Annotated in this window: 10 protein-coding genes; 3 read left to right on the forward strand and 7 right to left on the reverse strand. The window is 68.1% G+C overall.

Annotated elements, in window-relative coordinates:
* Nucleotides 1-34: 34 nt before the first annotated feature.
* Nucleotides 35-2,212 carry a hypothetical protein gene (locus tag BpN12_RS06215; RefSeq protein WP_246794407.1) on the forward strand — a complete coding sequence of 726 codons (2,178 nt, stop codon included), beginning with the start codon at nt 35-37 and terminating at the stop codon, nt 2,210-2,212.
* A 204-nt stretch (nt 2,213-2,416) separates the two neighbouring features.
* Entirely contained in the window at nt 2,417-2,587 is a 171-nt protein-coding gene (locus BpN12_RS06220) for a hypothetical protein (RefSeq protein WP_246794408.1), read from the forward strand.
* 53 nt (nt 2,588-2,640) lie between these two features.
* Here the strand turns inward: BpN12_RS06220 and BpN12_RS06225 are convergent, their stop codons facing one another.
* Entirely contained in the window at nt 2,641-3,663 is a 1,023-nt protein-coding gene (locus BpN12_RS06225; protein WP_246794409.1) for a lipase family protein, read from the reverse strand.
* Nucleotides 3,664-3,752: 89 nt separating this feature from the next.
* Here BpN12_RS06225 and BpN12_RS06230 point away from each other — a divergent pair, with 89 nt between their 5' ends.
* Nucleotides 3,753-3,944 (forward strand): hypothetical protein, encoded by a 192-nt coding sequence (locus BpN12_RS06230; protein ID WP_246794410.1) that lies wholly within the window; start codon nt 3,753-3,755, stop codon nt 3,942-3,944.
* Here BpN12_RS06230 and BpN12_RS06235 read toward each other — a convergent pair.
* The 6 genes from BpN12_RS06235 to pbpC all read right to left on the reverse strand — a co-directional run bounded on the left by BpN12_RS06235 (nt 3,926) and on the right by pbpC (nt 13,923).
* Nucleotides 3,926-4,723: a TPR end-of-group domain-containing protein gene (locus BpN12_RS06235; protein ID WP_246794411.1), complete on the reverse strand. Its 798-nt coding sequence runs from the start codon at nt 4,721-4,723 to the stop codon at nt 3,926-3,928. The two genes, BpN12_RS06230 and BpN12_RS06235, sit on opposite strands and share 19 nt — an antisense overlap.
* Nucleotides 4,724-4,764: 41 nt before the next feature.
* Nucleotides 4,765-7,785 (reverse strand): tubulin-like doman-containing protein, encoded by a 3,021-nt coding sequence (locus BpN12_RS06240; protein WP_246794412.1) that lies wholly within the window; start codon nt 7,783-7,785, stop codon nt 4,765-4,767.
* 40 nt (nt 7,786-7,825) lie between these two features.
* Nucleotides 7,826-8,815, reverse strand: a complete 990-nt coding sequence (locus BpN12_RS06245; RefSeq protein WP_246794413.1) for a DUF4384 domain-containing protein — start codon at nt 8,813-8,815, stop codon at nt 7,826-7,828.
* Nucleotides 8,816-8,861: 46 nt separating this feature from the next.
* Nucleotides 8,862-10,196, reverse strand: coding sequence for a caspase family protein (locus tag BpN12_RS06250; protein WP_246794414.1), 1,335 nt, complete (start codon nt 10,194-10,196; stop codon nt 8,862-8,864).
* Nucleotides 10,197-10,319: 123 nt separating this feature from the next.
* A complete protein-coding gene (locus BpN12_RS06255; protein ID WP_246794415.1) occupies nt 10,320-11,042 on the reverse strand; it encodes a glycine zipper family protein in 723 nt (240 codons plus the stop codon).
* 610 nt (nt 11,043-11,652) lie between these two features.
* Complete coding sequence (pbpC, locus tag BpN12_RS06260) at nt 11,653-13,923, reverse strand: penicillin-binding protein 1C (RefSeq protein WP_246794641.1); 2,271 nt, start codon at nt 13,921-13,923, stop codon at nt 11,653-11,655.
* Between the last annotated feature and the right edge of the window lie 312 nt (nt 13,924-14,235).

Raw genomic sequence — 14,235 nt, forward strand, 5'->3', positions numbered from 1 at the left:
AGTCCGCTCGATAACACCACCAACAGGAGGGGGCATGACAGCACGCCGTTTCGTGAAATCGCTGATCGCGTCTTGCATCTGCGCGGGCCTGCTGGCCGCCTGCCATGACGACGACGGCACGCCGCCGGGCGGCACGCCGGCCAGCGCCTCGGCGCTCGCGTTCCGCATGGACGCGGGCGGGCAGGTGAACGCGTTCCTGCGGCAGGACAAGGTGGCCGCGCATCTGCTGATGCGTTCGTCGACCAAACCGCGCCTGCTGGTGGTGTTCCCGGCCGGCGACAGCGGCACCGGCCTCTGGTTCGACGACACCGCGCAGGCCGTGAACTGGAGCATCGACACGCCGCCCGCGCCGATCTCGCAGCAGGACCCTCTCGGGCGCCCGCTCTACGGGATCGCGTCGGACGTGTCGGTCGACACCGGCACGCTGACGATCCATCAGGGGCTGGCCAGCAGCGTGCGCTTCCTGCGCGACTACAACGGCGGCGCGACGGTGCCGCAGCAGATCATCACGGCGCCCGTGGTGCGCGACGCCGGCGCGCAATGGCAGCGCGACCGAGTGGACGGCGCGCCCGGCTATGCGCTGCGGATCTCGCTGCGCCAGGGCGGCACCGTCACCGCCACGCCGGACGGCAAGGTCGTGCTGCAGGCGGCATCCGGCGCCGGCACGCTGAAACTGCACGTCGAGGCGCTGACCGGCGAGACGCCGCTCTCGCCGATCGCGCACGACGCGCTGTTCGACGCGCAGGCGGGCGCCGATCCGGTGAGCCAGAACGTGGTCGAATTCCTCAGCTTCGACGACAAGCTGCTGGCCGGCTCGTGGCAGTACGACACCTACTTCGGACGCGACACGCTGATCTCCGTGCAGATGCTGATGCCGGTGCTGCAGCCGCCCGCGATCGAGGCCGGCCTGCGTTCGGTGCTCGACCGCCTGTCGTCGGACGGCAAGGTCGCGCACGAGGAGGGCATCGGCGAATTCGCGCTGATCGACAACGCGAAGAACGGCCGGCCCAACGATCCCACGCCCACTTACGACTACAAGATGATCGACGGCGATTATCTGCTCGCGCCCGTGATGGCCGCCTGGCTGCTCGACGACACGCGTGGCCAGGCGCGCGCCGCCGCGTTCCTCGCGCAGGCCGCCGGCGGCGGCGCGACCAACGGCAGCCTGTTCGTGACCAACCTGCTGCACGTGGTGAACACCGCCCAGCCGTTCGTGCAGCAGCCGTCCGCCGCGAACCTGATCCACCTGCGGCCGGGCGAGATCGTCGGCAACTGGCGCGACAGCACCGACGGGCTCGCGGGCGGCGTGGTGCCCTACGACGTCAACGCCGTGCTGGTGCCGGCCGCGCTGCGCGCCGCGGGCAACTTCCTCGCGCGCGGGCTGCTCGATCCGTACCTGAGCGCGGACCAGCGCGCCGTGCTGCAGAACGCGACCGCCGAGGCCGCGGCCTGGGAGCAGCAGGCGCCGCCGCTGTTCCAGGTGAGCGTGCCGGCCGCGCAGGCCGCCGCCGACGCGTCCACCTACGCTGCGGCCGCCGGCGTGCCGGCCGGCAGCGCGCCCACCGCGCCGCTCGATTTCTACGCGCTGTCGCTCGATGCGAACGGCGCGCCGATTCCGGTGATGAATTCCGATGGCGGGTTTGCGCTGCTGCTCGGCACGCCGCCAGAGGATGCGCTGCAGCGGATCGTGACCGACGCCACGCGGCCGTTTCCGAACGGGCTGATCACCGACGTCGGCATGCTGATCGCGAATCCGGCGTATGCCGATCCGTCGTTGTGGCCGAAGTTCACGAGTTCGGCCTATCACGGCACCGTGGTGTGGTCGTGGCAGCAGGCGATGTGGGTGGCCGGGCTGGACCGGCAGCTGGCGCGGCAGGATCTGTCGGACACCACGCGCACGCTGCTCACGCAGGCGCGGCAGCAGATCTGGCAGGTGATCTCGAACGCGCGCGAGATGCGCACGCAGGAGATGTGGACCTGGTCCTATCTGAACGGTCAGTACCAGGCCGACGCGTTCGGCACGCGCAGCGCCGACGCGACCGAGGCGAACGCCGCGCAGCTCTGGAGCACGACGTATCTGGCGATTCAGGATCCGGGGCTGCGGGCCGGGAAGTTCTGGTGGCAGGCGGCGGGCGGTGCGAGCGATGCGTCGGCGCGGGCGGGGGCGGGGGCGGCGCGCGCTGTTGCGCTGGCGGGGGCGCGCGGGTCGTGACGGGGGGCTGATCCGAAGCGCCCGGGCCTCGATCCGTCCGATGAATCGCGTCTCGCCGGGCATGTGCCGTCGGCGGGCGGCACGAGTGGTCATGACGCGACAGCCGCTTGGCGATTCGCGACCGACGCGGTGTTTTCCCGGTATGCACGAGGCGCCGCAAGCCGCTATAACGTCGGGAACGTCGTTCGGACGGGGAGGCCCGCGATGAAGTGGCTGGTGATCTTGCTGATCGGATTGGTCGGCACGGCGGCGGTGGCCGCGCGCAGTGCGGGCGACGACGTGAGCGTCGTGCTCGCGGCCGGCTATGCGGCGACGGTGGTGGCCGGCGTGATCGCGGGGCGGATGCTGTGGGTGCGGATGGGGCGCGGGCGGTAGGTGGTGGAACTGCCGCGAGGCTGTCCTGCAGGCAGGCGTCTCGCGGCACTGCGTCATCGCTCGCGGTTGGGCGGCGCCACGGTCGGCTTCTTTTTTTCTTCGATCTTCGACCCGATCGCATCGATGTAGGACTCGATGTCGTGAGCACCAAAATCCAGATTCGGCTTGAGGCTCGTCCACGCCCCCTTCAATAGTTTCCGGACGGAATTCCCGGACTGCTGCACCGATCCGCCCGGTTTCGAAAGATAGGTGGCCTGGAAATCAGACGCGAATCCGGGTGGGGTCGAGGGAACCGGATCTCCTTGAACGATCAGCCGATAATGCGGGCGGTGGATGTATTGCCAGATCTCCCCTTTGCCGATGCGCGGCGCCCCGAAGGTATAGGTCGCCCCCAAGCGGAAGTCATGCCGATCGGCGCGCCGGGCGTTGGGCCAATGATTGTACTTAGCGTGGCGATGCAGCCAAGCGGCAAAGTTGAGAGCCAGCGCGCCGCCGAGGCTGTGGCCGCAAAGGGTCAATGGCGGTGCCGGCTCGTTGCTTTCGCGGTATTGCAGAAACTCGATGATGAGTTCCAGGATCGCGGGAGCGAGATTTTCGGCGAGACCGGTGAATCCTTTGTGTAGCTGCGCGCCGTGGCTCGAGAAGGCGGCCTCCATATCGATAGTGCCGCCGGTGAAGTTGTGAATCCAATCTTGCCAATTGGCAGTCCCTCTGAACGCAATGACGAGATGATCGTTTTTCCACGTCAGCAGTGCGCTTGCCTGATCAGTGACGACGACGCGATAACCGCGCTCCGCGTCGAAGCTTCGAGACTGGCCATCGGCACCGCCCTCGATCATTCTCTCGATTGCGAGGGTGCGGCTGGCAATGGCGTTTCGCTGGCGGCAGGGGATGTAATCTTGGCCCGGCGCATGCGGCGAGTTCGGATAGGCAGCATAGACGGCCAGCGATTGCTTGGCGCAAAACAGTTCTGCTTCATCGCTATGTGCCGAGGGGGTAATGAGATGTGGGAAGTCAGCCCACTTCAATCCATATCGTTCGTAGACATCGTTTTCCACTGCCGGATCTTTCGTCATCTTCGAGTCGATATTGCCGATACGGCAACTGCGCCTGTTGGGAGAGAGAACTAGCGATCGCGCATGGCGCTGTCATCGTCCATGCCAAAATGCTCGCATTGAAAATCACGTTGATCCGGATAGAACCACCGCTCAATACCGATGCCCACGCCGCCTTTTCACACCCGATCGGGCTCGCCGCTTACCACAAACGCGAGGCGCTCCGGGCGCCGGTGGCTGCGGTTCGCGCAACCAGCCGTCGCCGCGACGCCGGCGAGCCGCATCACACCGTCGCCGGGTGATATTTCTTCAGCAGGGCAACGAAGCGCGGATCGTTGCGAATGCTGTCGAGGTCGGTGTCCTTCGCCATCTGGTCGAAGTAGGCGAAGCCGAGCTGGAAGCTTTCGTCCAGCGCCTTCAGCGCGTCGTCGGTCCGGCCTTGCTTGAGCCGCAGCACGCCCAGGTTGTAATAGACGAGCGACTGCTTCGGCGCGCGCGTGGCCGCATCGCTCAAGGCCTTGTCGGCGTCATCGAGCTTGCCTTGCGTCATGTCCGCGATCGCCACCTTGATCATCTCCTTCGCGGCGGCGTCGTTGCTGGCGGTTTCGGCGCCGGCCGCGTCGGCTTTCGCCAGCTTCTCGTCGCCCTGCTTGCGCAGCGCGGCGATGTCCGCGTCGGTCGGCGCGATGCCGCTCGGCCCCGAGGCGATGACCGGCGCGGCGGGAGCGGCCGGTGCCTGGCCCGCGACCGTCACGACCGGCACGACCGGAGCGGAAGCGAGCGGGGCGGCGGGCGTCGATGCCGGCATCGCGGCCGTGGACGCCTGCCGCGTGTCGGCCCGGGTTTCGGCGCGATGAGCGCTGTAGTAGTAGCCGCCGCCCGCGAGGGCCAGCACCGCGATCCCGGCCACGGCCGCCGCGATCGGTACCTTGCTGGTCGGCTTCCTTGTCTCGGTGTCCAGCAGTTCGAGCGGCAAGCCGCAGCCGGGGCAATTCAGGTTCTCGCCCGGCGAGAGTACGAAAACCTCGCCGCGCTCGGCACGATCGCAGTCGCCGCGGGCGCGGCATTTGTAGTTCGCCATGGTCTTGCTGTTCCCTATGGATGGATGTTTCCTGGCCCGGTTCAGGCGTATTCGGTCGACGCGGCCGGCAGCCCGACGATCTCGCGTACCGCTACCTTCATCCGGACGAGCTCCTGGTAGGCCGGGTGGTCGGTATCGTCGCCGAGCTCCTCGAGCCGCGCGCGCGCGAAGGCATTGAACTCGTCTAGCAGCGCGTTCTTCCGTTCGAGATGCTGGTAGTCGGCACCGAGCCGGCGCGTCACTTCCTTCTCGAGCAGCGCCTGGAGCGCCTCGGGCTGATCGCCGTCGAACACGCGATCCCAGGTGCCCCCGCTCAGGGCCTTGGAGGCGGGCAGGCCATCGGACTCGTAGGTCAGCACCCATTCCGGTTCGCCGGTGGTCCGGTTCGCACGCCCCTTGAGCATGCCGAGCAGGCGCGCCACGAGCCGGTACGGCTTGCGTCTCGCCTGTATCGCGATCTCGGTCGCGGTGCGCGCAAAGAGCGGCGGCAGCTGCTTGCCGTTGCCGTCGCCATGCAGCAGGAACGATTCGTTGCGGTCGCCGAGCAGGCCGTCGTAGTGGCGCTTGAGCAGCGCGAGCGGCTCGATGAAGCGCACCGGCATCAGGGAGGCGACCTTCATGATGACGATCTCGTTGGACAGCCGGCCGGTTGCCACCACCGTGTTCGACGCGGGGTCCTTCTGCTCCTCGAACATCGCCGTCAATGAGGCATGGAAATTCTTCTGGCTCTCGCACTCGGGCAGAAACACCGCGATCGTCTTCTCCGTGCCGCGCGAGCCGCCCTCGTTGTTCGAAACCGTGCGATCCACCTCGGTCTTGTTGTACTGCAGCATCGTGCCGGACTTCTCGTAGAGCTGCGAGACGAAGTCCTTCAGTCCGCTCGGGTTCGCGTCGTACTGCTTCTGCAGGCGCTCGACGATGTTCACGTGCAGCACCGGCGCGAGCGACTTCGCGATCTCGGCGTGCGCCATCTCGACGATCGTCGCGGACGCCTGCGAGATGGTCGAGAGGATCGAGCCGAGCGAGACGCTGCGGGCGAGCTTGTCGAACGAATCGACCTCGGTGCCGGCCAGATTGATGATCGACTGGCGCACGCTCTGCGTGCGCGTGATCTGTGCCTGCTCGTCCACGATCACCGACTTCATCACGCTCTCGATCGCGCCGCGGTCGAAGATGCGCTGCTGGTACACGGCGTCCTTGCCGGCGAGGCGCGCTGCCTGCTCCTGATGCACCTTCTCGGCGGCCGCGGCGAGGTATTGGTGCAGCGCATCGATGTGTCCGCGCAGCGAGGCCAGTTCGTCCTTGACGAACGGGATCAGGCCGGCGGCGAAGCGCTGGCCTTCGACCAGGGTGCGCAGCGCGTAGAGATCCTGGTAGTGGGTGGCGACGTTCGCGAACAGCGAGCCGCGCCTGTCGGTCAGATGCTGGCGGAAGAAGCCGACGTCGTTGAATTCCTTGGTCAAGGCATCGATGCGCGCGAGCACGGTCTGTTCGGTGGCCGGCGCCTTGGTGAGCTCCTCGTTGAACACCGCCAGCCGTTCGTCCAGCGAGATCACGAGCGCGTCGATGAACAGGCGCAACTGGATCAGCGAGCGCTGGCCCACCTTCCATTGCGCAAACAGCTCCTTCTCGATGCGGCGGCTGATGTGGCGTGCCATCTCGAGTCGCGCGTTGCCCTTGATTTCGTAGAACTTGCGCACGCCGCCCATCCGGCGATAGGTCTCGTCGAAAATCTTGGACAACCGCGTGTTCAGCGCGTGGCTCCATTGGGTCTGCTCGAGCGTCTGGTCGGCCTGGATCTCCGGGCCGAGTCCGCTCACGACCTGCTTCCAGTATTCGCGCGCGGGCTTCCACATGGCGTTCTGCGCGTCTTCGTCGAGGATGCCGGCCTCGAGCATCAGATGTGCGTCGCTGACCAGCAACTGCTGCACCACCTCGGGCTTGCGCACCTCCGAGCCCCAGTCCTTCTGGACCGGCTCGTCGGCGTAGCCCTCGCCCTGGCGGAAGTTGTTGAACATGAGCTGGCGGGTGGCCTGCTCGGCGAAGCCGTAGGCGAGGTATTCCTTGATCTCCTCCTCGGGCACCACGATGCGCTCGACGCCGAACGACAGGAACAGCTTCGCGCGCGCCTTGCCGCCATCGTCTTCGCTCTCGAAGTTCTTGATGTCATTCTCGCCCTTCTCGGCCCGGTTCAGGCCTTCCCATTGCTGGTTGAGGGTCTTCTGATAGATGAATTCGGAGACGATGCGCGGCGTTTCCGATTCGATGTCGAACTGCAGGTTGTGCTCGTTGACGTTGCTGACGAGGTAGCAGCCGTTGAAGTAGATGTCGTGATTCATGCGCGAACCGTCCAGCACGTTCGCCGGATGGTACTTGCCGACCGCCATCGCGTTGAGTTCGGCGAGTGCCGCGTAGCCGTTCGCGTAGTAGTTCGAAAAGCCCGCCACGTCGCGCACGCGGCGCGAGTCCTTCTCCGGCAGCAGCGCGTAGATCACGATGCGGTGCAGGTCCGGGTCCGTGTACTTGTTGCGGATCAGCGCGACCGCGTCGACCACCGAGCCGCTGCCGGTACCGCCGGCGAGCCCGCAGACGACATGGATGACGGCGCCCTTGCGGCCCGGGCTCTGTTCGAGCACGTGCATGCGATCCTCGAGGGCCCGCACGAACTGCGTGGCGTTCTGGGCGAACACGAGGCGGCCGAGCTTGCGGCGCTGCGCTGCGCCGGCGATACCGGGCTTGACGAAATCGAAGATGCTCTTGGGCTCGATCCAGTCGCGCAGTCCCGGGAACGAGGCCGGATCGTCGAGCACGGGCCGCACGTTGCTGGCCGTGTTGATCAGGTACTGGCTGCGCGCGAGATCGATGTCCTTGCCGAGCACTTTCCATTCGTCGCGCTTGTCCATCTCGTCGCTGGAGGTATCGACGTAGAGGTATTCGAAGCGCGCCGTCGACGCGCTGCCGCCCCGGGCGTCGCGGCCGCGCTCGAGGATCTTGCGCAGGTTGCGGATGATCTTGCCGCCGGAGCCGCCGAGACCGATGATCAGGTGGTTGTTGTGTTCCATGTTCGGGATCCTGTCTGTTCAGAGAGCCGTACCGGCATGCTCACTCGTGCAAGAGGTTGATCTTCAGGTACAGGTCGGCGTCGGCGCGCGTGGTCGGCTTGACGACATACGAGGCCACCTGGCCGCCGGCCGCCGGCGCCGCATCGTCCGTGAACACGATGCCCTTCGCCTTGTAGCCCGGCGACGGGTCCTGCGCGAGGCTGGCCGCGCACGAGGCGTCCTGGTCCGGCGCGAACGCGATGCCCTTGCTGACGTAACCGGTCCCGGCATCGGCCAGTTGCAGCGGCTCGCCGCCGGCCGGTGCCGATGCCGGCTGGTCGGTCAGCCGGAGCGGTTCGCCGCCGTCCGGCGCGGACGCCGCCGCGGGTGTAGCGGCGGTCAGGTTCGAGGCGGCCGGGCATGCGCCCGCGTCGGCGGACTTCTGCGCGGGGGCGGTCGAAATCAGGTCCGGTGCGAGGTGGTCGAGGCGTCGCGACACGTCGTCGTGCTCGCGCTGCGAGGTAACGAACACGAGCAGTTTTTCCATGCCGGGCTGGTCGTCGAACTGGAACGCGCCCTTTGCCGGCAGGAACACCACGCCCATCGCGTCGACGAAGTTGTCCTGCGACGGCTGCGGGTAGATCTGCGTGACCTTGCCGTCGGGTGCCTGGTTCAGGATGTAGACATAGGACGGGCGATTCACCTTCACGCCGAGCTGGAAGCGATCGCCGCTGCGGAAAATCCGCTTGGCGAGCACGTCCTGCGTGGTGCCGTCGGCGTTTTTCAGGCGCACGAAATAGCTCGCGCCGAGGGCGGTGGCCTTGCGCTTGTGGGCCGCCTTGACGATCCTGCCGGCGTCCTGGCTCGGGGCATGCGTCGCGGTCGTGTCGCGCGAGGCCACCAGCGGGCTCGCCTCCTTGGCGCCGGCCGTGCTGACGGTGACCAGCGAGTCGTCCTGCGCGAAGAACAGGGATTTCGCCGTATAACCTTCTCCGGCCCACGCATGGCTGGCGAGAGCGGCGACGGTCAGGGCGGCGAGGGGGTATCGCATGGTGGTTCTCCAAATGAACTTGGGTCGGTCGGACGCGATCCGGGGCTTACCGCAGCAGATCGTTCTGTTGCGAAGGGATGGTCGAGTACTGGCGCGGAATCTGATGCGCCTGACCGTCCGACACCTGAATCGCGATGCGTGACGTGAAGCTGCGCGCGTCGTTGAACGCCGGGTCGAGCTGGCCGTTGTAGTGGCCCAGATAATCGAACAGCGATTGTGTGAAGTACGAACCCTTCAGCACGCGATCGGCGGAGACCGGGCTGCGGAACGTGCCCGAAGTCGGCGCGAGCGATTCCTCGTCCGGGCTGGTGGCGGTGATCAGCATGTAGCCGCTGCGGCTGCGGTCGATCGCGGCGTGCACGCCCTTCGCGCCGGCGGGGGCGTCGGCGTCGTCGGCGTCGTCGGCGGAAAACCGGATGCCCTTGGTGGTGTAGGCCGGCCCGGTCCACGACGCGAGCGAAATGCCCTGTTCCTCGCGCCTGCCGCCGTTGGCGGCGCGAATGTAGGTGCTGCTTTCGTCGTGGATGTCGTCGAGCATGTCGCCGCTGTAGCAGGTGTCGATCACCACGCGCGTGGTGTGGCTCGGCTTCTTCGCGAGGTTCTGCACCAGCGTGTCGGGTACCGAGTGGCGCTGGTAATACAGCATGACGTCGGCGCGGTCGTGCGAGCGCATCGTCTGCGCGCTGCCGGAGTCGTAGACGAGGATCGACATCCTGCGCTGGTCCTGGCCGCCCGGCGTCGGCACCGGCAGGTTGCCGTGACTCGACACGTAGAGGAACACGTCGTCGTTCGGGCCGATCTCGCTGTCGAGCCGGGCGATCGCGGCCTTGACGGCCGCCTGGGTGGCGCGCTCGTCGAGCAGCGCCGTGACCCGGTAGCCCGCGCGCTGCAGGTAGTTCTGCACCACCACCGCGTCGTCGGCGCCCTGGATGTCGGGCGTATGGACATGGTCGACGAAATGATTGATGCCGATCACCAGCGCGCGCTTCACCGGTGCGCCCGCCGCCTTGCGCCGCTCGTGGGCGTAGCTGGCGAGCGCCTTGCCCGCGGCCGCTTCCCAACGCTTCTGCAGGATATGTTCGGGATAGAACGGCGAGGTGGACTTGATGCCGACGATCGACTGCACGATCGTGAACGCGTCGTCGACCTCGTCCTCGTTGCGGTACGTGCCGGTCAGCTCGATGCGTCCCGTGCTGTCCCGGGCGACGCTGGCCCCATCGAGGCCGTGCTGGCGGAATTTGGCCTTGATTTGCTCGACGAGCGGCTGCGGAACGTCGTAGCCGTGATAGGCGTTACGGTATCCCGGCAGGTCGCTGGCCGCGCAGGCCGTGAGCAACAGGGTGCCGGCCAGGATGGCGAGGCGTGCAAGAATCGTGTTCATCGAATGGAGCGGCGCGTGACGGTGAGGCATGCGCCCGGCAGGCGCATGCCGTCCACCGCCTGTTTCAACGGGGGCGAACATGCGGGCAGCCGGATGCCGCGCGGAGCGGCACCCGGCCGGAACTCACTCCGCAATGGTGAACTGGCTCGACGCCGAGGCCGGCGGCAGGTTGTTCGCGGTGACGCGGAACTCCACGCGGTAGACGCTGCCGGGCTTGGCGTCGTGCGGGATCGGGATATGCACGACGTCCTTCTGCTCGCCCGGCTCGAACGTGCGCTGCTCGGCGTTGCGGCCCGGGAAGGGCAGTTCGGTCTGCTTGTCCTTGTCGACCACGTAGAGCTTGCGCTCGACCGTGACGGGCGCCTCGGCGCCGTCCGGCGTCATCAGGATGAAGGTGCTGTTGACCTCGGCCTGGCTGTCGGGCTTCACGGGGCCGGCGACATCGACGGACTCGACGCGCGTCACCACGCCCTGGCTCTTCTTGTAGTGGATGGCGTTGCGGACGTTGTCGTAATCCCTGGTGCGCTGAATATCCGATTCGGGCAGCCACGACGGGTTCTTCTTGAAACAGGTATCGACGGCGGTGTAATAGGCGGTGGCGAATCCCGCAATACCGCCTGCCACCGCGCCGATCAATGCGGCCTTGCCGGCATCCTGGCTCTTGTGCGCGACGAACATGGCTGAAACGCCGGCCAATGCGCCAATGCCGACGCCCTTGACGGTGGTCAGGACCTGCTCCTTCTTCACGCAGGAATTCAAATCGCCGTTGGCCGACTCCTGCGCCAGTGCGCCGGAAGATGACAATAGCAACCCCGCGGCAACGGTCATGCAGACCGTTGCAGTCATTTTCTCTCGTGTTTTCATGGTCTCGCTTCTTGGTCGTGGCAGATACGTCTTTCTGATCGCACCGGCGTGACGCGCGGACCCCACCGCGCGTGCCTGCGGAAGCAACGTCCGGCCCCTCCGGACGCTCCGCCGTCAAGATATTCTCGACGCGCCGCTGATAAACTTTAGCATCAGGCTTCCGTTCACCGGATGAATTTTTAAATACCCGGAAGCGTGCTCGCGGCAGGCGGGGAAGTCGGGTTAATTAATTTATGCAATGCAATCGTTTGCCCTGTAAGTAAATCGAGGAAAAATGAACGGAATCACCGGGCGAGCGATGCCGGGATGTTGTAATTTAATGACGATATCAAAATGAATTCGCTTTATTAAATATGAACATCGAATTTTCATCGAACTGTCGCACGAGTCGGCGGGCGTGCGATCCCCGGTTCGGAGCGATGAAAACGAATGGTCCGGGGGCGGTATTGCCGGCGCGTCCGGGCACGCCGGCAACATGTCATTCGCGGGCGGCGATGGCCGGCCGCCCGACCGCCCGACCGCGGCGTATCGATGGCAGTCGGCGGACCCGCCGTTTATCCGCGGGCCGCGCGCGGCATGGCATGGTGCCCGGTCAAGGCGCGCGGCGCGCCGCCGCCGCTCCCGCACCGGGCTTCGCCACCGCGCCGCGCACCTCGAACGCCACGTGGTCGGCCACCTTGCCGCCGGCATCGAGCAGCGCCAGCTCGTGCCGCCCGGGCCACGGCAGCCACGCGACGCGCTCGCCGCGGCCGATCACGCGGCCGTCGAGCCGCCAGCTGCCGCGCCCGCTGTTGCCGGCCACGCGCTCGAACCAGACGCGCTGGTTGCGCGGCGGGATGTCGGGATCGACGGCGAAGATCGTGCCGTCGGTGGGGGCGGCGATCGCGAGCGGCGCGCGCGGCGCCGTGCCGGCGGACACGGCGTGCAGGCGTCCCGCCGGCATCGCGTCGCCGCGTGCCGGCGCGGCCGGCTCGCCGCCGGCGCCGGCCGCGAGCCGCACCTCGGCCGTCTCGGTGCCGCGCAGGAACCACTCGTCGCGCGTGGGTTCGATCGCGCGCTCGAAGCTCACGCGCTCGCGCACCACGCCGGGCGGCGCCGGCGGCGCGACGCTGCCGCCGGCGCGATGCAACCGCGCGACGATCGCGGCCCATACCGGCGCGGCGCCCGTCACGCCCGACACGTTGCGCATCGGCGTGCCGTCGGCGTTGCCCACCCACACGCCCACCGTGTAGCGCGACGTGAAGCCGACCGTCCAGTTGTCGCGCATGTCCTTGCTGGTGCCGGTCTTGACGGCCGAGAACGCGTGCGTGGCGAGCGGGCTGTCGAAGCCGAAGGTGCGTGTGCGCGCGTTGTTGTCGGCGAGCATGTCGGTGACGATGAAGCTCGCGTCGGCACTGAACACGCGCCGGCCGGCCGGTGTGGTGCCCGGTGCGGGGCCTCGCGGCAGGTCGAAGGTGGGCCGCGCGATCCCGCCGTTGGCGAGCGCGCGGTAGGCGTTGGCGAGCGTGAGCAGCGAGACGTCGGCGCTGCCGAGCGCGAGGCTGTAGCCGTAGTAGTCGCCCTGTTCGGTCAGCGGCAGGCCGAGCGCGGTCAGCGTCTTCGAGAAGCGGTGCGGCGTGACGAGCACCAGCGTGCGCACGGCCGGCACGTTCAGCGACGAGCCGAGCGCGCTGCGCACGCTGACCCAGCCCTTGAAGTCGTGATCGTAGTTCTGCGGCACGTAGAGGCCGCCGCCGGCGGCGAGATCGACGGGCGAATCGTCGAGCAGCGTGGCGCCCGTCACGCGCCGCTCGTCGATCGCCTGCGCGTAGAGGAACGGCTTGAGCGTGGAGCCGGCCTGGCGCAGCGCCAGCACGGCGTCCACCTCGCGCGCGGCCGACAGCGCGCCCGACGACCCGACCCAGGCGAGGATCTCGCCGCTGCGGTTGTCGATCACGATCGCGGCGCCGTCCTGCACGTCGCGCGATTGCGGCGGCGCGTTCAGTTCGGTCAGCGTGCGCGTGAGCGTGTCGCGCGTGAAGCGCTGCAGGCCGGCGTCGAGCGTCGAACGCACGCGCGCGCCGGCTTGCGGCCGCGCTTGCGCCGCCACGCGCCGCGCGAAATGCGGCGCGAGCGCCTCGCCGTCGAGGAACGCCGACGACGGCGTGGCCGGCCGCGCGAACGCGAGCTGCACGAAGCCGTCGAGGCCGGCGCAGCGCGGCGCGGCCTGCATGTCGCGCAGGATCCGGCAGGCGCGCTCGGCCACTTTCGGATAGGGCGCGTTCGGCGCGCGGATCAGCGCGGCGGCCACCGCCGCTTCGCGCTCGTCGAGGCCGGATGGCGCCTTGCCGAACAGCGTGTAGGACAGCGCCGAGAGGCCCACCGTCTCGCCGCGGAACGGCACGAGGTTCAGGTAGGCCTCGAGGATCTGGTCCTTGCGCCAGCCGCGTTCGAGCCAGAGCGCGTCGATCGCCTGGCTGGCCTTCTGCGGCAGCGAGCGCTGGCCCGAGTGGCGCGCGCCGTCGCCGAGCAGGCCGGCCAGCTGCATCGTGACGGTGGACGCGCCGCGCGTGCGCGCGTTCCAGAGGTTCGCCCAGGCGGCGCCGGCGATGCCGCGCCAGTCCACGCCGCTGTGCGCGTAGAAGCGTTTGTCCTCGGACACCACGATGGCCTCGCGCAGCGCCGGCGAGACGTCGGCGAGCGCGACCCAGTCGCCGCGCCGCTCGCCGTCGTCGATCCGCGTGCGCTGCAACGGCGTGCCGTCGCGCGCGAGCAGGATCCAGTCGGAGCTGCGCCAGTCGCGGCGCACGGCATCGTAGCTCGGCACCGCGCAGGCGAGCGTGGCCGTGCCGAGGCACAGCGCGCCGGCGATCACGCGCAGCAGGCGCGCGAGGCCGGGCGCAGCGCCGGGATGCGGCTCGCGCGGCGGGCGGCCGGACGCTGCGGGGAATGCGTCGGGTGTCGGCGAACGCCAGCCGGCGCCTGCGCGGCCGGCCGCGTTCGGCGAGGCGGGTGCCGCCGAGGCAAGCCGCGGCGGCTGCCGTGCCGCGAGCGGCCGATCGAACGACGCGTCGATCGACTGATCGAGCGGCTCACCAGGCGGCTCACCGAGCGACCCGCTGATCAATCCGCTGATCGGCCCACCGGGCGCCCGCCCGGGCAGGCCTTCGGGCAACCCGCCCGACAGCCTGGCCCG

Source organism: Burkholderia perseverans, assembly GCF_022870505.1.
Taxonomy (GTDB): domain Bacteria; phylum Pseudomonadota; class Gammaproteobacteria; order Burkholderiales; family Burkholderiaceae; genus Burkholderia; species Burkholderia plantarii.